Annotated in this window: 23 protein-coding genes and 1 pseudogene; 6 read left to right on the top strand and 18 right to left on the bottom strand. The window is 31.0% G+C overall.

What is annotated here, in order from left to right; translation table 11 throughout:
• Position 1: 1 nt before the first annotated feature.
• The 4 genes from CCE28_RS06150 to CCE28_RS06135 all read right to left on the bottom strand — a co-directional run bounded on the left by CCE28_RS06150 (position 2) and on the right by CCE28_RS06135 (position 3007).
• On the bottom strand, positions 2-325 hold the full coding sequence (locus CCE28_RS06150; RefSeq protein WP_095132021.1) for a carboxymuconolactone decarboxylase family protein: 324 nt from the start codon (positions 323-325) through the stop codon (positions 2-4).
• 56 nt (positions 326-381) lie between these two features.
• A complete protein-coding gene (locus tag CCE28_RS06145; RefSeq protein WP_095132019.1) occupies positions 382-543 on the bottom strand; it encodes a Spo0E family sporulation regulatory protein-aspartic acid phosphatase in 162 nt (53 codons plus the stop codon).
• A gap of 102 nt (positions 544-645) precedes the next feature.
• Entirely contained in the window at positions 646-1563 is a 918-nt protein-coding gene (locus tag CCE28_RS06140) for a CobW family GTP-binding protein (protein WP_095132017.1), read from the bottom strand.
• A gap of 76 nt (positions 1564-1639) precedes the next feature.
• On the bottom strand, positions 1640-3007 hold the full coding sequence (locus CCE28_RS06135) for a uroporphyrinogen decarboxylase family protein (protein WP_095132015.1): 1368 nt from the start codon (positions 3005-3007) through the stop codon (positions 1640-1642).
• Between the two features lie 387 nt (positions 3008-3394).
• Between CCE28_RS06135 and CCE28_RS06130 the strand changes: the two genes are divergently transcribed.
• Positions 3395-4654: a PocR ligand-binding domain-containing protein gene (locus CCE28_RS06130; RefSeq protein ID WP_176461690.1), complete on the top strand. Its 1260-nt coding sequence runs from the start codon at positions 3395-3397 to the stop codon at positions 4652-4654.
• Positions 4655-4799: 145 nt separating this feature from the next.
• Here the strand turns inward: CCE28_RS06130 and CCE28_RS06125 are convergent, their stop codons facing one another.
• The 3 genes and pseudogenes from CCE28_RS06125 to msrB all read right to left on the bottom strand — a co-directional run.
• Positions 4800-6245 (bottom strand): sensor domain-containing diguanylate cyclase, encoded by a 1446-nt coding sequence (locus CCE28_RS06125; protein WP_176461689.1) that lies wholly within the window; start codon positions 6243-6245, stop codon positions 4800-4802.
• A gap of 145 nt (positions 6246-6390) precedes the next feature.
• A complete protein-coding gene (gene yidA, locus CCE28_RS06120; RefSeq protein ID WP_095132009.1) occupies positions 6391-7203 on the bottom strand; it encodes a sugar-phosphatase in 813 nt (270 codons plus the stop codon).
• A gap of 136 nt (positions 7204-7339) precedes the next feature.
• Positions 7340-7771, bottom strand: a pseudogene (gene msrB, locus CCE28_RS06115) (peptide-methionine (R)-S-oxide reductase MsrB); the annotation flags it as partial.
• Positions 7772-7960: 189 nt separating this feature from the next.
• Here msrB and CCE28_RS06110 point away from each other — a divergent pair.
• Positions 7961-9199 (top strand): M16 family metallopeptidase, encoded by a 1239-nt coding sequence (locus tag CCE28_RS06110; RefSeq protein ID WP_095132005.1) that lies wholly within the window; start codon positions 7961-7963, stop codon positions 9197-9199.
• Between the two features lie 89 nt (positions 9200-9288).
• Here the strand turns inward: CCE28_RS06110 and proC are convergent, their stop codons facing one another.
• From proC to CCE28_RS06090, 4 genes are read right to left on the bottom strand one after another with little or no spacing between them, the layout of a single operon-like run.
• Entirely contained in the window at positions 9289-10095 is an 807-nt protein-coding gene (gene proC, locus CCE28_RS06105; protein ID WP_095132003.1) for a pyrroline-5-carboxylate reductase, read from the bottom strand.
• Positions 10096-10148: 53 nt separating this feature from the next.
• A complete protein-coding gene (locus CCE28_RS06100) occupies positions 10149-10805 on the bottom strand; it encodes a GntR family transcriptional regulator (RefSeq protein ID WP_095132001.1) in 657 nt (218 codons plus the stop codon).
• Between the two features lie 54 nt (positions 10806-10859).
• Positions 10860-11831: a glycyl-radical enzyme activating protein gene (locus CCE28_RS06095; RefSeq protein ID WP_176461688.1), complete on the bottom strand. Its 972-nt coding sequence runs from the start codon at positions 11829-11831 to the stop codon at positions 10860-10862.
• A 4-nt stretch (positions 11832-11835) separates the two neighbouring features.
• The gene (locus CCE28_RS06090; protein ID WP_095131997.1) at positions 11836-14226 is read right to left on the bottom strand and encodes a glycyl radical protein; all 2391 of its coding nucleotides are present in this window, start codon (positions 14224-14226) and stop codon (positions 11836-11838) included.
• Positions 14227-14467: 241 nt separating this feature from the next.
• Here CCE28_RS06090 and CCE28_RS06085 point away from each other — a divergent pair, with 241 nt between their 5' ends.
• The 3 genes from CCE28_RS06085 to CCE28_RS06075 all read left to right on the top strand — a co-directional run bounded on the left by CCE28_RS06085 (position 14468) and on the right by CCE28_RS06075 (position 16451).
• Positions 14468-15352 carry a DMT family transporter gene (locus tag CCE28_RS06085; RefSeq protein WP_095131995.1) on the top strand — a complete coding sequence of 295 codons (885 nt, stop codon included), beginning with the start codon at positions 14468-14470 and terminating at the stop codon, positions 15350-15352.
• Positions 15353-15556: 204 nt separating this feature from the next.
• Entirely contained in the window at positions 15557-15835 is a 279-nt protein-coding gene (locus CCE28_RS06080) for an autorepressor SdpR family transcription factor (RefSeq protein ID WP_095131993.1), read from the top strand.
• Positions 15822-16451 carry an SdpI family protein gene (locus CCE28_RS06075; protein ID WP_176461687.1) on the top strand — a complete coding sequence of 210 codons (630 nt, stop codon included), beginning with the start codon at positions 15822-15824 and terminating at the stop codon, positions 16449-16451. Before CCE28_RS06080 ends, CCE28_RS06075 begins: the two co-directional genes overlap by 14 nt.
• Positions 16452-16467: 16 nt before the next feature.
• On the opposite strand, the gene CCE28_RS06070 is transcribed toward CCE28_RS06075, so the two are convergent.
• From CCE28_RS06070 to CCE28_RS06050, 5 genes are all read right to left on the bottom strand, one after another.
• Positions 16468-16941 carry a GNAT family N-acetyltransferase gene (locus CCE28_RS06070; protein WP_095131989.1) on the bottom strand — a complete coding sequence of 158 codons (474 nt, stop codon included), beginning with the start codon at positions 16939-16941 and terminating at the stop codon, positions 16468-16470.
• 15 nt (positions 16942-16956) lie between these two features.
• Positions 16957-17841 carry a CPBP family intramembrane glutamic endopeptidase gene (locus CCE28_RS06065; protein ID WP_095131987.1) on the bottom strand — a complete coding sequence of 295 codons (885 nt, stop codon included), beginning with the start codon at positions 17839-17841 and terminating at the stop codon, positions 16957-16959.
• A gap of 100 nt (positions 17842-17941) precedes the next feature.
• Entirely contained in the window at positions 17942-18472 is a 531-nt protein-coding gene (locus CCE28_RS06060; protein WP_095131985.1) for a flavin reductase family protein, read from the bottom strand.
• 311 nt (positions 18473-18783) lie between these two features.
• Positions 18784-19311, bottom strand: a complete 528-nt coding sequence (locus tag CCE28_RS06055) for a stalk domain-containing protein (RefSeq protein ID WP_095131983.1) — start codon at positions 19309-19311, stop codon at positions 18784-18786.
• A gap of 180 nt (positions 19312-19491) precedes the next feature.
• Entirely contained in the window at positions 19492-19683 is a 192-nt protein-coding gene (locus CCE28_RS06050; protein WP_095131981.1) for a small, acid-soluble spore protein, H family, read from the bottom strand.
• Between the two features lie 266 nt (positions 19684-19949).
• Here CCE28_RS06050 and CCE28_RS06045 point away from each other — a divergent pair, with 266 nt between their 5' ends.
• Complete coding sequence (locus CCE28_RS06045) at positions 19950-20753, top strand: undecaprenyl-diphosphate phosphatase (protein ID WP_095131979.1); 804 nt, start codon at positions 19950-19952, stop codon at positions 20751-20753.
• A 41-nt stretch (positions 20754-20794) separates the two neighbouring features.
• On the opposite strand, the gene CCE28_RS06040 is transcribed toward CCE28_RS06045, so the two are convergent.
• Together CCE28_RS06040 and speB are read right to left on the bottom strand one after the other, a co-directional pair.
• A complete protein-coding gene (locus CCE28_RS06040) occupies positions 20795-22240 on the bottom strand; it encodes a YjiH family protein (protein ID WP_095131977.1) in 1446 nt (481 codons plus the stop codon).
• A 21-nt stretch (positions 22241-22261) separates the two neighbouring features.
• Positions 22262-23227, bottom strand: a complete 966-nt coding sequence (speB, locus tag CCE28_RS06035; protein ID WP_095131975.1) for an agmatinase — start codon at positions 23225-23227, stop codon at positions 22262-22264.
• Between the last annotated feature and the right edge of the window lie 138 nt (positions 23228-23365).

Below are 23365 nucleotides of genomic sequence, written 5' to 3'. Positions count from 1 at the left end.
CTTATTTTGCGCAATCGCAACATACTTCTCCTTTTACAATACTCTTCCAATCACTAATTACATCATGAGTCCAACAGTCATCTGCCCCTGCAGCTTCTCGCATAACTAATGCCAAAATGTATGACAATTCCTTTTCAGTTGCTCCTGCATCTATAGCTTCCTTAAAGTGTTTTAAAACACAAGGCTTTGATCTTCCTTTTATTGATAGGGCGAAACAAATAAATTGATATGTTTTTTCATCAATCATTCTTTTTTCCGTATATAATTGATCAATTTCATCTAATTTTTCTGTGAATTCTGGAAAAAATTCTTTTAAAAATCTCATTTATAACTCTCCTTTAGAATCAGTGTTCACAATACCCGTCATTCTTGTTTATATTTTTAACTTTGTGTCAATCTACTATATGTATTTAATACTGCATCTAGTTTTTGACTTGTTTCTATAACTTGTGATTCAATAAGTTTTGTTTTTTCGCTAATCAAACTATTCAATTCTCTTCTGAGTTCTTCTAATTCATATATGATTTCTTCCACTTGCTTCATATTTTCTGCGCTCCTTTGTTGTCAGATAATTTTTTCATATTTAAGTTATAGCAAAATCAATATATCTATTTAAAAAATTACACAACTCAAGTTATTAAAATATTATAGGATCTCTATATTAGTTTCAAATTTTTCAAACCAACTTGCTTTTATTTTTTCCTTTATTACATCTCGACTCGGACCTAATACTACTAGAAAATCTTCTTCTTTATCATAATTTAATTTTTCTATATGAATTTGACTTTGAACGGCCTCTACTAAATAACTCTCTCCATTTATCTTACAAAATCCTTTTACGCGGTATACTTCTTCTGCCCATTCTTCTAGCCATTCTTTTAACAGATTCAAGTTATTACAATGAAACTTTAAGATATATTTACTAATTCCTAGTGTTTTCTTTATTAAGATACCTTTCATATCAGGCTTGTGCCACTGAAGTTTAATAATTTCATCAAAATCGTCTATTTTTGAAAAATTCGTTTTTATTATACGGGCATGATTATTTAATTCTCTAATGGTTTTCTCAACTGACTGAATTTCTTCATCTGTAGCAATATCTGTTTTATTCATAAATATAAGGTCTGCTCCCTGTACTTGATGTTCTATAGCTACAGCTGTTTCATATACTTTATAGAAATTTTTACTATCAACTACACAAATAGAGCCACTATAATGAAATTCATTAGGAGCTAACTTTTCAAGGATAGTCATGATTTTTGGCATTCCAAAAGGATCAGCAAGTCCAGAACTTTCTACTATGAGATTTTCCACACCTAAATCTGCTGATTTAAGTATGGCATCTATAAACAGGTCTGAGCGGCACACACAAAATATAGAACCATTATTAATTTCTTCTATAAGCATGCCTTCTTTTTCTAATAGATTTCCATCTACCCCTTCTTTTCCAAACTCATTTACAATAATAGCGGTCTTATTACCTTCGAATCCGTTTAAAAGATTTCTCATTAATGTAGTTTTACCTGCTCCTAAGAAACCTGTAATTAAGTAAATATCAATCATATTGCCCTTCCTTTCACTCTGAAAATATTAGGTTAGATAAAAAGGATTCTTCCGAATCCTTTTATCTAGTAATAACTTAATTATTTAAAGCAACAGTGCATTCATTAATTTTATCAATAAATTCTTGTCTACTTGGAATTATTGAGCTATATACTAATTCACCATTTATATAGATACTTGGTAAGTTAGTAACTCCCATAGCTTTACAACGAGCTATACTTTCCTTTTCCGTATACTTATACTCTACTACATCTATCTTATCTCCAAAATGTTCTTTTGCATCGTTTGCAGCTCCCATCATGTAAGTACAAGCAGCACAAGCAATTGAGTCTAATGTAAATACTTCTACAAATGGCTTTTCAAGAGCATCGTAATCTGGTAATTCTATATGAATATCTTCCTCTACAGCAGTGTAGTTTTTAAGCATTTCTCTAACTTCTTCTGTGTGACGAATAGCCTGTTGTACAGCTATTGAATTTTCAATAGGTAAATCATATGGCATATCACACCCTGGTGCTACAATTAATCTATCATGAGATACTGAATCTAGTATATCTACTACACATTTCATGTTATCTTGTTGAGTTCCGTGAAGCATAACTGTTGTTAATGGAATATTTCCTCCAATTACAATGTCATACTTATCAGTAATTTCCTTAGCCTTAGCCATATCAATATTTTCGTCTATAGATACAGAATCTGGGTTTGTTTTACACATAGGTTCTATGTTCTTTGTAGCATCTCCACATACGAAGAATGAAGATAAAGCTCCCTTTTCACGGATGAAATCGAAAACTTCTGCAAATGGTTCATGTAACATTTTCTTAAAGTGTCTTGGAGAAATTTGAGATACTAGTGGATCAACTACTGCTATAACGTCCATACCTGCTTCTATGAAATATTCACTCATTGCATTTGCAACCTTAGTTGTAAATTTCATTAGGTTTTTAACGTACTCTGGATCTTCTACCATATCCATAAACATGTTAACTCCTCTTAAGTGAGATGCTAATGTAAATGGCCCTGTGATTAATCCATATAAAGCTGTATCATCTCCAACTTTTTCTTTCATCTCTCTCATAGCTTCTAAAATCATAGGAATTCTTCCATCTTCTTTGGAAGGTATAGTACAATCACAAGGGATTTCTTTTGTTTCTGCTAATGGATGAGTTCTTACAGAAGGTGGGTTATCTTCTGCCCATAATAATTCACAACCTAATATTTCTGCTTCTATTTGTAAGTCAAAAACTACTGGCATACCATCTGGTTGGTATAATTTCTTTACTTCTAATAAAGATTCTACTAATTTATCTTTATCTTGTAGTACGTCTCTAGCCGTATATCCCTTAAGCTTTCCTGCATGTACTCCTGAAAATGGTACCCATGGTACTTGATCTACTTTTTCCTTTTTTAATAGTTTTATAATTCGTTCTTTTCCTGTCATATTATCCTCCTTATAATTATCAGTATGTTTAATATTCATTGATTTCCCATTTAACTCTTATCTTAATTATAAATTTTACTTAATAATTTTTCTCGTTTAAAAGTACACATTGTTGTAATATGTCGTGAAAACGTTTCTATGTTTTTTCTAATACCATTATCATTGGTATTAGAGGCATATACCCTATAACAAATATTAATATATGGATAAATTTATTTTCTTTCTTTTAATTTTACATGTCACAATCATACATATGGATCGAATATTTTATATTTGTAATTTTTCTTGTTCAAAAGTATGATTTTTTGTAATTTTTCCTTATATTTATTCTTACATGGAATTATTCATGATAAAATACATGTATCTTATCATTTATGGAGGTATTATATGATTTTTGATGTTCATGGGAATTTAGATGAAAATATTTTGGCAAGTATTCTTGATACGTTTTATGAATCTACATATATTTCCATAAAATATATTAATAGTAGTGGAAAAACAATATTAACTCGTGGAAATGAGAAATCCTTCTGTAGTCTTTTTCATGAAATCATTACTGATTCAGGAGTATGTGAACAAACCCATTTATATACTAGTCGACAGGCTTTTAACTTAGGTGAATCTTTCATCTTCTTTTGTCCTGCTGGATTAACTGAATTTTCTTATCCTATTATTCATGAGGGGGTATTTAGTGGTGCTCTTATTGGTGGCCCTGTTCTCATGAATTACCCAGACGAAATAATGGTTGATGATATTTTATGTAAAAATCATATCCATTTAAAACATAAAGGTAAAATTCACTCTCATCTACGTAGCATCCCTGTAGTAGACCCAAAGCGTGTGAGATTTCTTAGTAAACTTATTGAAATAATAGGGAAGCAAATTACTCAAGAAAATAAGCAACAATTAAAAGAACAACATTCTAAAATGCTGCAACAATCTCGTATTGGAGAAATGATTCATTCTATAAAGTCACAGGATACATTAAATTCTATTTATCCCTATGAAAAGGAAAAGGAGCTATTAATGAGAGTAAAACAAGGAGATATTAATGGTGCAAAAGTTGTACTTAACGAATTACTTGGATACGTTTTTTATACTACAGGAGTTTCCATTGAAGTTACCAAAGCTAGATCTTTAGAAATATGCTCCTTAATCTCTAGAGCTGCCGTAGAAGGTGGTGCAGAACTTTCAAAAATATTTAGTATGAATTATCAATTTATTCATGAACTAAATAGTATTAATAATATGGATGATTTATCCTATTGTATCCTAAAGGTTCTTAATCATTTTACTGAAAGTGTTATTCACCTTCATGAATCTAAAAATCCTGTAAAATTTAAAGAAGCACTTACATTTATTAACTCTCACTATATGGAATCCATATCCTTAGAACATGTCTCTAATAAAATCGGCTTAAGCCCAAAGTATTTTTCTTCTCTTTTTAAAAAGGAACAGGGCATATCCTTTACTAAATATGTAAATAAACTACGAATTGATGAGGCAAAACGATTATTAGTTTTAACTAACCGTACTATACTTGATATTGGTTTAACTGTAGGCTTTGAAGATGTAAGCTACTTTTCAAAGGTTTTTAAAAAAATAACAAATCTGTCCCCTAATCAATACAGAAAGCTAAATGCATAATATCATATTCATTCTATAAAAATTATGCATTAATTAGTAATTCAAATATAAATGAGCCATAATTAATCAAAATTGATTAGTTATGGCTCATTTATATTTTCCTCCTACACATGGTAAGATAATCATTTTTAGTAGACTTAAATACCTACATGCATATTATTTGATTTCTTCCTTTTAATTTTGCATCATAAAGTGCCTTATCTGCCCTATTTATTAAAGATTCTAAAGTATCTCCATGAATGTCATATTGTACAATGCCCATGGAAAAGGTTAGAGAAATTTCTTTTCCTAAATATATAAATGGTGAGCCTTTAAGATTATCTTCTAATCCCTTAGCTATCATATTAGCTTCACGTATATGGCTGTCTCTAAATATACAAATGAATTCATCCCCTCCCGTTCTACCAATGGTGTGACAAGAGTCTAGATTATTTTTGAAAATATTAATAATATGCTTCAAAGCATTATCTCCACCGTCATGGCCTAGGGAATCATTTATATCCTTAAAAAAATCAATGTCTATCATACCAATACTAAGAGGTCTATTATATAATTGAGCTTCTTCTATTAATAATTCTAATTCTATTAAAACGCCCCTTCTATTTTTTATATTAGTCAACTCATCCGTATAAGATAGTTCTGTTAATTTTTCATTTAACCAATCTACCTCAATAGACTTTTTAATCATTCTAAAATGTTGAGTACAATACAAAGTTGCTAGAATTATACCTCCTAAAATAATATATAGGTGCAATAAATCATGCTCCTTTGAGCGTTTATCAATATATGTCATTTCAATAGTCCACTGTCCATTTGGTACCACAATTGGATAGGAAGCCTCCCACTTTTCTATCTTTGTAGAAGATGATATTATTACAGGTTTCTCTTGTCTATCTGGATCATTTCCTAAAATTCTATAGGCTAATCCCTTTTCTTCTACATACTTAAGTTCTGGAATTAAAATATTTTCAATGTTTATTAACACAATAGTAAATCCCCAAAATTCGTCTACACCATTATCTAACTTAAAAATTGGTTTCCTAGCTATTACAGCCATTTTACCATTTTGTATAAGCTTAACAGGGCCTATAAATGTTATGGCCTTATCTTTAATTGCTTTAATAGCCCCATCATCTCTATTTACATCTTTTAGCAAATTATGTCCTATTGCCTTTTCGTTCCCTTCTAGAGGATATATATATTGAACAATTCCATTAGGTGCTAATTGAATTGATGTTATATTAGGGTTTGATTCTAGTATAGGTGGCCCCCATTTATAAAAGGATTCCACATCATAATCTGTTAATTTCAACATTACCTCAAGAGTGTTTACCACATATATTTCATTAATCAAGTTCTCTTGAATTCTCTGAGAATATTGATTTGCCAAACTAAATAGATTTTCACGAATTGCCTTTTCCTGATTATTCATATAAAAATTATAGGTAAGCTCCGCAAACCCAATGAATGCTATAAAAGTCAATAAGGAATATATGATAAACATTTTTATTATTCCTTTATCATTACATGAAATATCTTTATAGTTGAAGAAACTTTTTTTATATTTATTTAAAAATAATTTATTTAACATGTTCATTTACCACCTAGTTTAAATCTATGAATAGTATATTTATGAAAATCCTACTTTTAATGGGAATCGATTTATATTATATCATGTCCATTCTAAAGAATAAATTAATAATAGCCTAAAGATATATACCTTTAGGCTATTATTTTTACGCACCCATATTTAATATGAATTTCTCTATAACATGGGCAACTCCATGATTATCATTAGATAAGGTTACATAATTTGCAATTTCTTTCACTTCATCAAAGGCATTGTCCATGGCAACCCCTAGCCCTGCATATTTAACCATCCCTAAATCATTTCCTGCATCTCCCACACATATGATCTCTTCTTGTTTTATATTTAAGTTTTCAGCAATAGTCTTAACTCCAAAGGCCTTATCAACCCTCTTATCTAAGAATTCCAAGAATATAGGGTATGTTCTAACCACCGTATATTTTTCTTTTATATGTTCAGGAATTTTATCTGTTATGTCATCTAATTTTTTAGGATCATCTATGAACATGACCTTTATTATGGTCTCATTCTCATCTATGTCACTGACTTCCTCTACCATTAGGGGTATTTCATTTATAGTAGCTTCCACTTCCGTATACTCATTATACTTAGGTGTTGTAACCCCCTTCTCTGTAAGGGCATGTATATTTACTTCTAACTCCTTACTAAGTTCATATAATTCTTTATAACAGTCTAAGTTTAAAGGTATCTTACTTATTATATCTCCACTCTTACCATTTTGTATTACTGCTCCATTATAGGCAGCCACATATTCTTCATCACTTACCATATCTAGTTCTTCTAGATATTTTTTCACTCCATCTACAGGCCTTCCTGTGGCTAATACCACCTTTACCCCATTTTCTCTAGCCTTTTTAATAGCTTCATAATTTTCTTTAGAAATTTCCTTATTAGAATTTAATAACGTTCCATCCATATCTAATGCTATAAGTTTGTACATAATACTTCCTCCAAATTTTATTCTATATAGATTGTATTTTAATATATTATCATTTCTTTTACAAACTACAATTTTTACAATATATTTAACAGATTCGGAAGATGTGAAGCATTAGTATGGATTCTTATTAAAAATTTTATTTAAACTCTTTTTCAAATAAAATCAAATATTCTTCATATCCTTCTTCTTTCATTTTATCCTTTGGAACAAATCTAAGAGATGCACTATTTATACAATATCTCATGCCACCTCTGTCTAAGGGGCCATCGTTAAACACATGGCCTAGATGTGAGTCTCCGTTTTTGCTTCTAACTTCTATTCTGTTCATATTGTGACTAAAGTCTGCCTTTTCCTTTATATATGACCTATCTACTGGCTTAGTAAAACTAGGCCAACCGCAACCTGAATCAAACTTATCATTTGAAGAAAATAAGGGTTCCCCAGATACTATGTCTACGTATATTCCTTCTTTTTTGTGATCCCAAAATTCATTTTGAAAGGGCCTTTCCGTATTATCTTCTTGAGTCACTGCATATTGTATAGGATTTAATTTTCTTCCTATTTCTTCATCACTAGGCTTTTTATATTTCTTATCCATAAAACTCTTCCTCCATCATAATAATTTTATAATTATATATACCCTAATATGATTATTGTCTTCATAAAATATATTTTTAATAATCATTTCTACATATATGTATTTATGCTACAATACAATAGTATAAAGATAGAATCCTATAAGGACAGGAGTTAATGTATGAAATCATATTTTGATTATAAGGAACACGTTTTACCTAATGGACTTAATTTAATAACAGTAAAGAAGAACACTAATTTTACATCTGTACAAATAGGCTTAAAAGTAGGCGCTCTATACGAAACATTAAATGAGAAGGGTCTTAGTCATCTTATAGAGCACATGTTATTTAAAGGAACTAACAAAAGAACTAATCATAATATTAATGATGATTTAGAAGAAAGAGCTGGTTCTTATGATGCTTATACTAATTATTCATCTACTGTTTTAGCAATAACGGCCCTTAAAGATGAATTTGAAAATTCTATGGAATTATTATCTGATATGATTATGAATTCTACCTTTCCTAAGGACGAATTAGAAAAGGAAAAAAAGGTAGTAATATCAGAAATCAAATCTTCTTTGGATGATGTGGAGGAGTATAGTTTTAGGAAAATTAATTCCATAGCATTTAAAGACCATCCCCTTCGCTATGATATCTTAGGAACCAAGAAAAATATCAATAAATTTTCAAGAAAAGATATTATAAAATTTTATAATAAATACTATGTACCAAACAACTGTGTAGTAAGTGTAGCATCGCCTTACAGTCATGAGGAAGCAAAAGCTATGGTAGAAAAGTATTTTGGTATATGGAAAGAAGGGAATTCCATAAAATCTCCCCTCTTTGCAGAAAAAAATAAACCTACAAAAAAAATATCCTATAAAGATAATATATCTCAAAATACACTTATATTCCTATACACCTTCCACAATCTTACCCGCAGGGAGGAACTAGTTTTAGAGACTCTAAATTATAAGTTTGGAGAAAGTGCAAACTCCATACTATTTAAATGTCTTAGGGAAGATAATGGTTTTTCCTATGACGTGTATTCTGAAGTGGATACTACCAAATCCATAAAGACTTTATGTATCTACACTACAGCTTCTGATTCAGACATAGTAGATGCACAAAAGGTAATAGAAAAATCTATTACTGATATAAAAAATGGCACTATAGTATTTGATGAAAAAACCATAAACCATATGAAAAAGTTAGTTAAAACATCCCTATTGTCTTTAGTTGAAGACTGTGGTGGATTAGCTCACTTCTTGTTGACCCAAAGAATAATGGAGCACTCAATAGAGTCCTTTGAGGAAGAATTAAAGATATTAGATGAAATAACAAAAGAAGAATTTTTACATGTGGCAAATAAAGTATTTAACAATCCTACAATACATACCTTAATGAGCAAATAAGAAAAGGGCGGCTATTTTTAATAGCAGCCCTTTTATAATATATTTTAATTTATATTAGAAACACATGTGAGAAGTTGAAAATTCATTCTTCATTTACTCGTAAGTTTACTTGATTTTTTTATACAGGACTTCATAGCAGAAATTACAGAAGATCTAAAGCCCATTTCTTCAAGAACTGCCGCTGCTTCAATGGTCGTTCCTCCTGGCGAGCAAACCATATCCTTAAGTGCTGCAGGATGAATTCCCGTATCAAGAACCATCTTAGCTGATCCCATTATGGATTGGGCGGCAAATTTATATGCCTTATCTCTAGGCATACCTGCCAGAACCGCTACATCAGCCATAGCTTCAATGAACATATATACATATGCAGGAGAGGATCCACTAACTCCAACAACACAATCCATTAGTTTCTCACTTACAATCTCAGCAATCCCAAAGCTAGAATAGATTTTAAGTACTTCTTCTTTTTCAACTTCAGAAACCTTATTGCTAATACATATGGCAGACATACCTTCATTGACTAGAGCAGGAGTATTAGGCATTGTTCTAATAACTTTTTTATCAGAACCTATAACATCCTCAATAGACTTGATTGATATACCTGGAGCTATACTAATAACAATAGTATCATGAGAAATTTTATCCTTTATTTCATTTAGAATAATATTATAAATATTAGGTTTAACAGATAGAATAATAATTCTAGAATTCTCAGCTAAGTAAAGAGTATCTCTAGTAGTATTTATTCCAAACACACCTTTCACTTCAGATAAAAGGCATTCATTTAAATCTAAAGCTATTATCTCGTCAGCCTTATATATTCTTGAATTAATTATTCCACCAATCATTGCCTTTCCCATATTTCCGCAACCAATAAATCCTATTTTGTACATGGTAACCCTCCTAATTCTTTTCCATTAAAGAAATAAGAGCAAAATTAGTTTAGCTATTCGAGAGTAATTTTATCAAGGGCCATTTCAAGGCCCGCATCTAAATGATCTTCCTTAAGTATACTCATAGCCAATTCAAATTTTTTATTACGAATAGATTCAATGAACTCAACTAAGCGAGCATTAACTTCTTTAATATGAGCGCTACTTTTACCAGATATTAGACCAATACGAATCAATTCATTTTGATTATTTTCATAGATTCTATTAATTCTATCATTTTGAAAAATACTCACAAGCTCTTTATGCATTTCTGTATCAGCAACTTCCCAATCATATAGATCGTTCTGAGCAGCTCTCATATTCACAACTTTCCCTTCAAGACGATGTGAATATTCCCAAGTCTTATCAGAATCAAATATCATCTTAAGAGCATTTTTTTCAAGAAGACTTCTAAGTTGATATATCTCTAAAACATCTTTACGAGTAACTTCCTTAACTCTTATCTTCTTTCTATAACCTGCAATTAATAGTCCTTCGTTTTCAAGTCTTCGAATGGCCATTCTAATTGGCATTCTGCTACTTTTCAGTTCTTTAGCTAAGCCTGATTCTGTTAAAGCTGTACCTGGTGGATAAGTTAAGTTAAGAATTTTATTCTTGATATCTATATAAGCTAAATCCATTAGGGATTGATTCGATTGTTCATCTTTCATTTAATCACCTCAAAATTTGATACTAAATAATATTTAGATAATATCATTTGGAAATTAAATAGTCAAATTAGTTGAACTACCTGAAACCCCTACATTTGCTCGTATTTCCAAGTTGGATTTTCTTTCTTTTAAAAGGGAATCCATTCTTATAATGTGATCATTTGATGGAGTACTTAATTTCTTAAGTTCATATTCAATATCAAGTGAATTATAAGTATCAATGCCATATCTGTGATAGGGTAAGAGTTCTATGGAGCTAATCTTATTTCTATTACTACAAAACTCCAGAGTGGCTAATAAATTAGCCTCAGAATCATTCAAACCAGGAATAATAGGAATCCTTACTCGAATATCAAAATTAAACTTTGACTCATCAAGTTTAACAATATTATCTAAAATCATGTGATTTTTCACACCCGTTAATACTTTGTGACAATGAGAGTCCATATGTTTTATATCAACAAAAAACGTATCAATAAATGGAAGTACCATTTCTATATCTTCATATTTAGCAAGGAGACTTGTTTCAATAGCCGTATTAATTCCATTCATTTTACATCCTTGAAGAATATCCCTTAAAAATTCCATCTGCATTAGACACTCACCGCCACTAATAGTAACTCCACCCTTTGAATGAAAGTAAAAAAGTTCGTCCTTACTTATTTCATTTACTACCTCATCTACAGACATACTAATACCATACTTTCTTAGTGCGCCAAAGGGACATGTATCAATACATTTAAAACACCTAGTACACTTTGATCTATCAATATGAATTTTTCCATCTTCACTAGATAAGGACAATGCATTTTCAGGACAATGGCTCACACATCTTTCACATCTAGTACATTTTTTCTCCATATAGGCCAGTTCTTCATAAGTTTTTTGAGATTCTGGGGTAGAACACCATTTACATTTCAAAGGACACCCCTTGAAATATACCACAGTTCTAATACCATCTCCATCATGGATAGAAGCCCTTTCAATTCTAAGAATAGATCCCTTTCTATTTGGTTTTTCTATCAAAGTATCACCCCACAGAAATGCCAGTTTGAACAGTTCTACCTATTATTTCATCTTGAATATCTTTGCCTAATTCCGTGAAATATGCAGTATAACCAGCAACTCTAACTAAAAGTCCTTTGTATTTTTCAGGATCCTTTTGAGCCTTAATAAGCTTTTCTTGGTCGATTACATTGAACTGAACATGATACACACCAAGTGTGCACATACTCTTAAGTAGGGACATCATTTGAATTTTGCCCCCTTCATTAGATATCATGGAAGGTTCAACCTTCATGTTAAGTAAAGTTCCTTGAGTAAATCTATCATGAGGAATATTGGCAACAGACTTAAGAACGGCAGTAGGCCCATTCATATCAGAACCCCCAGAAGGACTAACACCATCTGCTAAAGGAGTCCAGGCCTTTCTGCCAGAAGGTAATGCCCCAACCTCTAAACCAAAAGGTGTATTACCTGAAACCGGTAAAATACCTGGAGACATTTTACCAAACTTACTATTGTAACTCTCTATTTCATCAGCAATAAAAGTATATATTTCTCCTGCAATATCATCTACTAGAGGATCATCATTTCCATACTTAGGAGCATCCATACACATTTTATGAAGAATATCATAGCCTTCAAAATTATTTTCTAAAGCTTTAAGCAGTTCACTCATGGAAGTACTTTTTTCATTATATATAATGTGGCGAACAGTAGCCAAACTATTAATCAAATCAGCAACACCAATAAGAATAATACCATTGCCCACATTGTATTTAGCACCACCCCAAGCATAATCTTTAGCACTTTCAATACACTCTTTAAAAGTAAGAGATAAAGCAGGACAAGTTCTATCCATACAAATCTCATCTATTACGTGGCTTCCCATTACGCAAGCTCTAACAGAATATCTAATTTGGTCCTTAACTGCTTCTAAAAACTTTCCATAAGTATGAAATTCAAGAGGGTCACCCGACCTAACAGAAATAACTTTATTATTTTTTCTCATCTTTCCATTTAGAAGAGCAAATTCCACCATGCTTCCTAAATTAATATCTGCAAGGGCCGTATATTGTTTAGTTCTGCCTTCAAGATTTGTTTCAACGCATCCACAAGGATTCCAGTTAAAAGCTTCCTTTAAAGGAATTCCCTTGTTCATAAGCATTCTTATACCAATATCATCATTATGAAAAGCTGGGAATCCAGTACCCAAACTCATAAGATCCACTACCTTTTTTAAAAATGAATTAGGGTTCTTAGCTACGCTATATCTAACGGATAAGGAAGGTTGATATAACTTTACATCCATAGTAGCTTGTAAAATCATATAAGATAAATCATTTACAGCGTCTCTTCCACAATCATCTACTCCACCAACACAAACATTTTGAAACATTGGATATCCAGCTGCAAATTCAGCAGTAACTTCATCTTGGAATAAACATGGTTCACTAAACTTAATCCAAAGGCAATCCAAAAGTTCCTGAGCTTCATCGACAGTTATAATTCCCTTTTCTAAATCATTTTCATAATATTTCCATAAATATTGATCCATTCTGCCTGGGTTATAGCTGGCAGCATTTTGCTCCATGAAAATGCATGTTTGATAGAAATAAAAAAGTTGAAGGGCTTCTCTAAAACTTCTTACAGGATTCCATGAAATAGAATCACAAATGGAAGCAATCTGATTAAGTTCTTCTTTTCTAATTAAATCATCCGTCTCATTGGCATATTTACGAGCTAATTCAGCATGCCTCTCAATCAAAATCTTAATACCATCAGCAGCAATTAATTGGGATTTTAAATAATAATCCTTTTGGTAATCACCTGGAACAGTAATATCAAGTTTTGCTCTACTTTTTTCGATTTCTTTTACAATACCAGAAATTCCAACATTAAGAAGCCATTCATATCCTGCAGTAGTTTCACCAAAACCTCTAACAGCCTTTCTGTTAATATAAAGAATTCCGTTATCTGTAAGCTCTTTAGTTTCTTCAGGAACCTGAGCTAGCCACTTTTCATAGTTTGATCTGCCTTTCCAGTAAGGTTTAATTACCTCTTGAAAAATAGCTCTATCTTCATCACGAAGATAAAAAGGATCATATTTTCTGTTACTTATAGTATCCAGTTCAGCATCAAGTACAGACCAGCAAGTATCTGCACATAGAATACCTCCACGTTTTTTACTACCAGAACAACCTACGATTAGTTCATCTTCCCAAATATTAATGGTCTTTTCACTACACTGTTTATGAAAGGCCTTAGCTTTCCTAAGAACATGTGGAAGTCCTTCTGTCTCCATAAAACTCTCAGTTAAAATTCTGGCATTTTCCAAATCCATCTCTGGTCTAACCTCTAGAAGCTTTGATTTAAGTCTTTCAATTCGTTCTAAGCACCCTTTGTTTTTCTTACTCATATTATAATCCCTCCTTGTAATTTTGTATCCTATATTCGTTTTAGGATCCTAAAACGAATATATCATATTAAAATTATCTTTGTCAAACGGGTTATTAATTGTCTAAAACCTATAAACCTTTATAATCACTATATCCATTCTTTTCCTTAAAATTTATAATATAAAATTTTTAGCATCTACTATAGGATGTTTCCAAATAATGTTATAATCTTTATATGAATTTAATTAGGAGGAACGTAATATGGACAAAAAAATCGACCCTAAACTTATCATTTTGATTGGTGTTATATTTGTATCCTTTAGTTCTGTACTTACTAAAATGTGTTCAGCACCTGCTTTGATAATTGGCACCTATAGATTAGGGTTTACTTCTTTTATATTACTACCCTATGTACTTGCTAAGAATACTCATGAACTGAAGAATGTATCTAGAAAAACCCTTGTTCAGTGTATATGTAGTGGAGTCTTTTTAGCACTTCACTTTGCAACTTGGTTAGAATCCATAAAGTATACATCCATAGCCAGTTCAACCGTATTAGTAAATACCCATCCCATATTTATAGTTTTAGGTAGTATATTTATATTAAAAGAAAAAGTCTCTAGAAAATCCCTTGCCAGTATATTTATTGCTTTAATTGGAAGTGCCATTATTTCAATGGGTGATTCCTCTTTAGGAAAAAATATATTATACGGAGATATGTTGGCAATATTAGGAGGATTGACTGTAGCTTGTTACATGCTCATAGGTAGGATTGCCAGACAAAAACTTTCTGTAAATGCATACACATTCATCGTTTACACAAGTTGTACTATTACTCTGTTGTTATTTGATTTTATAACTGGTACTCCCCTTTATCCATATCCTAAGCTAGATTGGATAATCTTCATAAGCTTAGCTGTATGTTGTACTATATTAGGTCATAGTATATTTAATTGGGCTCTAGAGTATTTATCACCATCATTTGTGTCTACAGCAATTTTAGGTGAACCTATTTTTGCCACTATCTGGGCCATATTTTTATTTAATCAAATACCAACTTTATGGCAAATAAGCGGAGGACTAATAGTAATCTTTGGAATTTACAGGTTCATACAAGTAACAGAAAATAGTAGTACTGAGAATTAAAAAAACTTCATTAAAACTACTAATAAAAGGGCTTGTACTTTGTTTATATGTGAACAGAGCACAAGCTCTTTAACTTTAAAACATCTAAGATTCTAACAAATATTACATACTTTACCTGTAAAAATGACAGAATATAAATGCTATAATCTAATTAGATATTTAGATAATTATCTAAATATCTAATTATCTAAAGGAAGTGTGCCTATGAATAAAACATTTAAAGCTCTTTCAGATCCTACAAGAAGAAAAATTCTAGAACTTCTAAGGGATAAAGATATGACGGCAGGAGAAATTGCAGATTATTTTCATATTAGTAAACCATCCATAAGTCACCATTTAAGTACATTAAAAAATGCTGACTTAATACTTGGTGATAAGCAAGGGCAAAATATCTACTATTCCCTTAATTCTACCGTATTACAAGAAATCACTAAATGGTTCTTTGATTTTAGAGAAAGGAATGATGAAAATGAAACTAAATAAAATAATTCTATTTCTAATTTTCATATCAATTCTTGGTACTCTTTTAGTTTATAATCAATTACCTGATACTATACCTAAACATTGGAATATGCATGGTGAAATAGATGCTTATGGAAGTAAGTCTTTCATTTTTGTACTTGCCCTACTTCCCCTTGGAATGTATCTATTAAAAGAATTTTTACCTAAAATAGATCCTAAAAGACAATCCTACACTAAACATGCTAAGGCATTTAATATTACTATGGCAGCAACTATAATATTCTTTTTACTCCTTACTTGGAGTACAATTTTAATTTCCCTAGGATTTAATATTAATATGGGAGTTACTATAAAAATTTTCGTCGGTATATTGTTTATGATAATAGGAAATTATATGAGCCAAATTAGGCCCAATTATTTCTTTGGTGTAAAAACACCTTGGACTTTAGCTAATGAAACCGTATGGAAAAAAACTCATAGATTAAGTGGTTTTACTTTTGCCATTGGAGGATTAATACTTGTATTCACAAGTTTTCTATCTGGTGTAGCCAGTCTTTATATACTCATAGGAGTTATAGCTATAACAGTTCTAATTCCAACTATCTATTCTTATATGGAATACAAAAAAATAAGCTAATCTCCTGGAGATTAGCTTATTTTTTATACTTAACCATTTCATAAGATCCTTGAGTTGATCCATTTTTAAACCTTTGCCTTTCAAATTGTCTTTTAATCTTAAAACCTAGTTTTTTATAACAATTTATAGCATTAGAATTATGGGCTCTCACATATAGATAGACTTTCTTAAGACTCAACTCTTCAAAGGCTATATTTACTAGGGTATCTACCACAATAGTGCCTATGCCCTTCTTTCTGTATTCTTTCTCACCTATGTATATGGTAAGTTTAGCATCCATATTAGTTATACTTTCAAGCCAGGTAGCACCTATTATTACCTCTTCATATTCAATAATATAAAATCTAGTAGCTTCCTTTATCTCTTTAAAATTTTTTCTTAAGTATTTTGGTCTTAAATTAGTAAGGTATTCATATATTTCCTTTTGTTCTTCCCATTTCTTTATATATCCTAAATACTCTTTATCATATTCTATAAGTTTTATATTCATACTCTTCTCCCTTAATTATATAAAAACTATACTAATCATTATAATATTAAATAAAAGGTGACTCAATATACAACTTTCTAATCCAAATTTTTCATACATCCATCCTAAGCCTATACCCATAGGGAATATTTGAAAAAACTTAATTCCCCTTGGAACAATATCATTTCCTAAATGGGCTAATGCCCAAATAAATGACATGGCTATTATAACTTTATAGTAATTTTTTCTCTCTATATTAAAAGATTTCATTAAAAAGTTTTGACCAACTAATCTAAACACTATTTCTTCTTGTATGGCAGCTCCTGATATTAGTCCATATATGGCTAATTCAGAGGATTCTAATTCTACCTTATCTAATATATATGCAAAATCTATATGTGCAATTTTAAATAAAATAGTAGAATATATAATTGATCCTATAACAAATATAATCACCCACTTTAATGCCTCTTTCAAATTTACAGATTCCTCAATTATATTACTCTCATCATATTTTTCTTCAGTAATTTCTGTCATTATGTCTTCATCTTCTATTTCTTCTTTAATATCTTCAGTTACTTCTTCTTTAATTAAAATCCTTTCTTCATAGACCCTCTGTGAATCAAACTTTTTACATATGAAGGGCATACTTCTTATTTTAATAAGCTCAGAATAATGCATCCCCATAGCCACAAATACTATTATCTCTAAGAATTGTATTATGATTCTAAGGCCTATCATCTTTCCCCTCATGTCTAATACATTCATCGAAACCATATTAAGGACTAATAATATTAAAGCAAAAGCCACTCCATATTTAATATTCTTCTTTACAATTTTCTTCTTTTGAAAAAATTGTACAATAATGCTTATTACTACACCTATAATAATAAAAGCTATCATTATTAAAATGGCGCCCATATTATTCCCTCCTTCTCCTTTTAAAAGGTCATTTATATTTTAACATATTTTTCCATGTCCCTTTTTTAAAAAAAGCCAACTTATACAAGTTGGCTTTTGTCTATTCCATTTGACCATACATTCCCATTATTTCTCCAAAATAAAAAGTATGTTCCACATTTTGGTCATTTTTATCTGTATCGTATTTTAATTTTATAATAGATTCTTCTAATGCATTTAAATCCATCTCATCCTTATATACGGTGCGACATTCCATATTAATAAAGGCCTCATCTATAACGGTCCCATTCACGAATTTCCCATCTATAGGAGTTAATCCAGTCTCTTTCCACTTGTCAAAGTCTCTACCCGATTTACTTCCACAAAAGCCTAGGGCTTCCTTGTAGTCTTTAGATAAAAAATTTACTGTAAAATCATTATTTTCTTCCATATGTTTATATGTATATCTACTACTTCTAACCATAGCTACAAATAGTGGTCTATTCCAAGCATACATAATACTTCCCCAAGCAATGGTCATAGGATTGGATTTGCCATCCTTATCCTTTCCAACTAATAAAACTCTTCCTTCTTTTAATATTTGTAACATTTCTGTACTATAATTTGGAAATTCAAATTCTTTTTTAATCATATTTAATTTCTCCTTTTTTATAGATCATAGTTTAATATTAATAGTTTTCTTTCATAATGTAATTTTACTATATTTTAACATATTTTATTACAATTTTAGTAAAAGGAAATAAGGCATACTACGTATGCTTCGCTATGGAACCCTATGGTTCCCTTCGACGCAACTAAAGTTGCTGAGCACCCTTCTTTAACGAGGCAGGGGAATCCTTCCCCCACACCCCCTTATTTTTTACTTATCTACAGTTTTGAAAATCTATAATTTCCTAGTAAGTAAATAAGGGATGATTATATAGGTTTAATCATCCCTTATAATTATTTATCTATTATAATTCTATTTTTTTCACCATACCAGAAAACCCTTTTTCCAGCCTTCTCTGATATATATCTTATTGGAATATATATTTTTCCATTGTACACTATAGGTCCATAATATTTTTCACTCTCACATAAGTTTACCTGTTTTTCATCCAAATATACTTTCATATTTAAATCCATATAAGGATCTTTATCTTTTTCAATTTCTATTGGCTCTACAATACAGCTTTTAGTAGAATATAATATTTCTTTACACTCATAATCATAATCTAGCCCCAATCTAATCATGTGGCTTATATTTTCTATAGATAAATAGACCCTATCCTCATATATAAAGGGATGAATTATAGTAGTATATCCATTATTATATTCTGTTGGTATATAAAGCCTTTTTCCAACAAATATATCTACTTGTGGAGTAATTATTATATCTACATTCCTAGTATTTGCTTGTCCAAGACTTATTCCAATAAAGGAAATAATTATTATTGTAAATAGAACTCCTATTAAAAATATTTTTCTCATATTCCCACCTCCTAAGGCCATGATCAATAATAATAATTAGCAGGCTTTATTACATTCATTTTCAATACATAATATGGAAGGTTTATGTGTTTGGTTAACAAGTACTTAAATAATTAAAATCTTTTCCATATAATAAGGGATAGTTATTTTTCATAACTATCCCAATAATTCTATGCTTATCTATTTTAATTCTCTTCCCGTTTCCCTTAATTCTGATGTGGGTACTTGAATTAATTCATCCGTTTCTAAGACTTTTACAGTAGCTTCCTCTTGTGATGAACTCACATCTTCTACCCATACACTAGTACCCCTATAAAGTACTTCTAAATTTTCATCAGCATCCATAATATCCTTTACTCTATTTTTATCCATGTAAAAAATCCTCCTTAGTATAAATGTGTAGTAAATTAAATTTGTCTATTTATTATTTTTCCTAATCTACTATTTTTTATTTCATTATTTTCTACTCCAATTTTTGAATATTATTTTAATGACTAAAGGCAAATATTAATATAATTACAAATCTTAAGTTTTTCATATAGTCATCTCAAAGGCTTTGTCATATTATGGATTATCCTTTATAATATACCTAGACTAATTATCATGTATCCTAGAAAAAAAGAAAGGATTTGTATTTTATGAGCGAAGTTCTAATTTCAGTAATATTAGGTATAGTGGAAGGACTTACTGAGTTCTTGCCCGTATCTTCTACAGGTCACTTAATCATAGTGAACCAATTTATAAGTTTCTCTGAGGAATTTACGAAGATGTTTGACGTAGTAATTCAGCTTGGAGCAATCTTATCTGTAATTGTATACTTTTGGGATAAGTTATCTCCCTTTGGAAGAAAAAGTGTATTAGCCAAGAGAAGAATTATTAACTTATGGCAAAAGACTATAATAGGTGTAATTCCAGCTTTAGTTATAGGTGCATTAGCTGCAGATTACATAGAAGAATTATTATTTAATCCAACAACAGTTGCCATAGCCCTTATTGTTGGAGGAATAGTACTAATATTAGTTGATAAAGATAACAAAAGAGGTTCAATAAATTCTATAGATATGCTTGATTGTAAGACTGCATTCATAATAGGTATAATTCAATGTTTAGCCATGATACCTGGAACTTCTAGATCTGCTTCTACTATTATAGGAGCCATGTTCTTAGGTGCTTCTAGAGTAGTTGCTGCTGAATTTTCATTTTTCTTAGCCATACCTACTATGGTAGCTGCTTCTGGTTATTCTTTATTAAAGGTAGGATTTAATTTAACTCCAAATGAACTAAAGATATTAGGAATTGGTTTTGGAGTATCATTTATAGTAGCTTTAATAGTTATATCCGTATTTATGAATTACATAAAGAGAAAGAGCTTTAAGGTCTTTGGCTATTATAGAATAGTATTAGGATCACTAGTACTAGGATATTTTGCTTATTTTAAGTAAAGAAAACACCCTTAACCGAAATGGTTAGGGGTGTTTCATTTTTAGAATAATATATGCATTGCCAGCGCTACTAGTGGAATTGCTATTAGAGTTCTTTGTAAGAAACATACTACTAATTCCCATAGTTTTACTGGTAAACGTGTGGCTATCATTACAACAATAGTTTCTGAGAAAAATATTATTTGGACCATTGACACGGCTGTTACGAAATATCTAGCTCCTATGTCTAGTACATCTACTTTATCTGCTATTAATAATACAGGCAAAAACATTTCTGCTATTCCCACAGGAACGGATGGAGCTATTTCAGCTGCATTTGGAACCTTTAACAATACTAATAGGGGTACAAAAACCTTTCCTATTATCCTGAAAAAAGGAGTATATTCTGCTACTATTAACCCAGTTATTCCAACGGCAGATAATAGGGATAATACCTTTGGCATTACTGAATATCCATCAATTAAGCTAGACTTTATCTCTGAGAATATACTATTTGCCGTATAAGCTCTTTTTGCAGCTCGATCTATACCTCTTTTAAATATACCCTTTTCAAATTTAGCTTCACCAACTCTATCTTCTTCCGTTTGAATTCTACCATTATGATATATATCTTCTTTCTTAGAAAGAGGTGGTATTCTAACCATAAAGAAAGTTATTACAAAGGCTATAAAGAATGAAGAAAAATATACCTTTATAAAATGTTCTCCCAATCCTGCAGTCTTTACTACTAACATGGCAAAACCAACACTCACAGCACTAAAGCATGTAGCTATAATAGTGGCTTCTCTCTTAGTATATGTATTAGTTCTATAGAGCTTACTAGTAATAATAACTGCCATTGAAGATGAACTTACAAAGGATGCAATAGCATCTACTGCACTTTTTCCAGGAACTCTAAATACAGGTCTCATAAATGGTTCTAGTATTGACCCTATAAAATCTATACCACCATAGCTAAGTAGAAAAGGCATAAAGAAGGCCCCTACCTGTATAATCCAAGCAACCCCCACTACTATGGCTGGTATTACCGTTCCTCCTGTGGAACCTCCTACTATAATATCCGGTCCTGTGAATTGTTCAAAGCTTACATGGAGAGTATATATAACTGCATACACTGCACCTAATAAATAGAAAAAAGGATGAAGTATGGAATCATGCCCATAGTATTCATAAAGGAAACTATCCTTTTTAGCCATGAACTTGCCATAAAAACTTACTACCGAATTGGCCACTATAACTCCTGTTATTAACCATAGTCCAAAATTCCCTAATAAGTTTTTAAAAAAGTTATAGATGAATCCAAATAGTACATCCGATTTTCCACCTATTGTTACAGGCATAAAAAACACTGCTACGGCAATAGATGTAAAAATTATAGATTTTGTTAAGCCTTTACTATAACTGCTTTTATCCAATTGAATTTTATCTAGATTGTTCGGATCGCTCAGGTCTAAATTTTCAATATTTACTTTTGTTGTAATAGCCATTATTTTATCCCTCCAGATTTTTTATTCGTCTCTTATTTTCTTCTTTGTAGCTAACATTGAAATAAATTCAAAAGCTACATTAGCGGCCATAAATGCCGTCATCTCCGTTGGGTCATATTGTGGTGCAACTTCCACTATGTCACATCCTACAAAGTTTAAGTCCTTTAATGCTCTTACTATTGTTAAAGTCTCATGGGATGTAAATCCTCCCACCTCTGGTGTTCCCGTTCCCGGTGCATAAGCTGGATCTACAAAATCTATATCAAAAGTTAAGAATACCTTTTTATCTCCTACCCTATCCTTAATTTCTTCTATTAAATTATCTATTCCCATTTCCCTAATTTTGTGAGCTGCTATTAATCTAAATCCTAATTCTTCCTCTGCTATTTTGTGCTCATCTGGGTCATATAACGATCCTCTCATTCCCACTTGTATTACATGGTCAGGATCAATTAATTTTTCCTCAAAGGCTCTTCTAAATGGAGTTCCATGATTGTGTTTTTCACCAAATACAGTATCATTTATATCCGCATGGGAATCAAAGTGAACTAATGCCACAGGTCCATGTTTTTTAGCTATGGCTCTTAAATGGGGTAATGATATGGAGTGGTCTCCTCCTAATATGATGGGAATAACATTGGCATCAAGTAAAGGTTGTAATCCCTCTTCTATATTTTCAAAAGATTTTTCTATGTATCCTGGAACTATGTTTAAATCTCCATAATCTGCACCCTTTAAGCTATCTAATACATTAACTTCAAGATGTACATTGTTAGGTTTTATAAGGGCTGATATATTTCTAATAGCTCCAGGGCCAAATCTAGATCCAGTTCTAAATGAACTTGCTGTATCAAAAGGTACTCCCACTACTGCAAAATCTAATTCCTCTAAGTTAGTTGCAGCTGGCAGTCTCATAAAGTTTCCTCTATTACAAAATCTTGGTGAGCTCAATGCACTTGCTGGTTGATTAATTTTTTCTTGTTTCATAATAATCCCTCCTCGTTTTGTTATTTCCTTAACATTGCAAATTCCGTTCCAAGTTTTCTTAAGCAATTTTCAACATTCTTCATAAAGTTTCAAAATGTAAGAAGGCAAAATTGCCTTGGTACATTCACTAGAATTTAC

The organism is Anaeromicrobium sediminis (assembly GCF_002270055.1).
Classification (GTDB): domain Bacteria; phylum Bacillota; class Clostridia; order Peptostreptococcales; family Thermotaleaceae; genus Anaeromicrobium; species Anaeromicrobium sediminis.
Note: the sequence above shows the minus strand (reverse complement) of the source record. Positions and strands in the feature narration are given on the sequence as shown.

Bases quoted from the DNA above. Each gene is read 5' to 3' on its own strand.
- CCE28_RS06040 (WP_095131977.1), bottom strand. From the start codon at position 22,240: ATGGCTATTACAACAAAAGTAAATATTGAAAATTTAGACCTGAGCGAT.
- CCE28_RS06125 (WP_176461689.1), bottom strand. From the start codon at position 6,245: ATGTTAAATAAATTATTTTTAAATAAATATAAAAAAAGTTTCTTCAAC.
- CCE28_RS06065 (WP_095131987.1), bottom strand. From the start codon at position 17,841: ATGGGCGCCATTTTAATAATGATAGCTTTTATTATTATAGGTGTAGTA.
- CCE28_RS06110 (WP_095132005.1), top strand. From the start codon at position 7,961: ATGAAATCATATTTTGATTATAAGGAACACGTTTTACCTAATGGACTT.
- CCE28_RS06150 (WP_095132021.1), bottom strand. From the start codon at position 325: ATGAGATTTTTAAAAGAATTTTTTCCAGAATTCACAGAAAAATTAGAT.
- CCE28_RS06050 (WP_095131981.1), bottom strand. From the start codon at position 19,683: ATGGATAAAAATAGAGTAAAGGATATTATGGATGCTGATGAAAATTTA.
- proC (WP_095132003.1), bottom strand. From the start codon at position 10,095: ATGTACAAAATAGGATTTATTGGTTGCGGAAATATGGGAAAGGCAATG.
- CCE28_RS06135 (WP_095132015.1), bottom strand. From the start codon at position 3,007: ATGACAGGAAAAGAACGAATTATAAAACTATTAAAAAAGGAAAAAGTA.
- CCE28_RS06140 (WP_095132017.1), bottom strand. From the start codon at position 1,563: ATGATTGATATTTACTTAATTACAGGTTTCTTAGGAGCAGGTAAAACT.
- speB (WP_095131975.1), bottom strand. From the start codon at position 23,227: ATGAAACAAGAAAAAATTAATCAACCAGCAAGTGCATTGAGCTCACCA.
- CCE28_RS06090 (WP_095131997.1), bottom strand. From the start codon at position 14,226: ATGAGTAAGAAAAACAAAGGGTGCTTAGAACGAATTGAAAGACTTAAA.
- CCE28_RS06100 (WP_095132001.1), bottom strand. From the start codon at position 10,805: ATGAAAGATGAACAATCGAATCAATCCCTAATGGATTTAGCTTATATA.
- CCE28_RS06055 (WP_095131983.1), bottom strand. From the start codon at position 19,311: ATGAGAAAAATATTTTTAATAGGAGTTCTATTTACAATAATAATTATT.
- CCE28_RS06080 (WP_095131993.1), top strand. From the start codon at position 15,557: ATGAATAAAACATTTAAAGCTCTTTCAGATCCTACAAGAAGAAAAATT.
- yidA (WP_095132009.1), bottom strand. From the start codon at position 7,203: ATGTACAAACTTATAGCATTAGATATGGATGGAACGTTATTAAATTCT.
- CCE28_RS06070 (WP_095131989.1), bottom strand. From the start codon at position 16,941: ATGAATATAAAACTTATAGAATATGATAAAGAGTATTTAGGATATATA.
- CCE28_RS06045 (WP_095131979.1), top strand. From the start codon at position 19,950: ATGAGCGAAGTTCTAATTTCAGTAATATTAGGTATAGTGGAAGGACTT.
- CCE28_RS06145 (WP_095132019.1), bottom strand. From the start codon at position 543: ATGAAGCAAGTGGAAGAAATCATATATGAATTAGAAGAACTCAGAAGA.
- CCE28_RS06075 (WP_176461687.1), top strand. From the start codon at position 15,822: ATGAAACTAAATAAAATAATTCTATTTCTAATTTTCATATCAATTCTT.
- CCE28_RS06085 (WP_095131995.1), top strand. From the start codon at position 14,468: ATGGACAAAAAAATCGACCCTAAACTTATCATTTTGATTGGTGTTATA.
- CCE28_RS06130 (WP_176461690.1), top strand. From the start codon at position 3,395: ATGATTTTTGATGTTCATGGGAATTTAGATGAAAATATTTTGGCAAGT.
- CCE28_RS06060 (WP_095131985.1), bottom strand. From the start codon at position 18,472: ATGATTAAAAAAGAATTTGAATTTCCAAATTATAGTACAGAAATGTTA.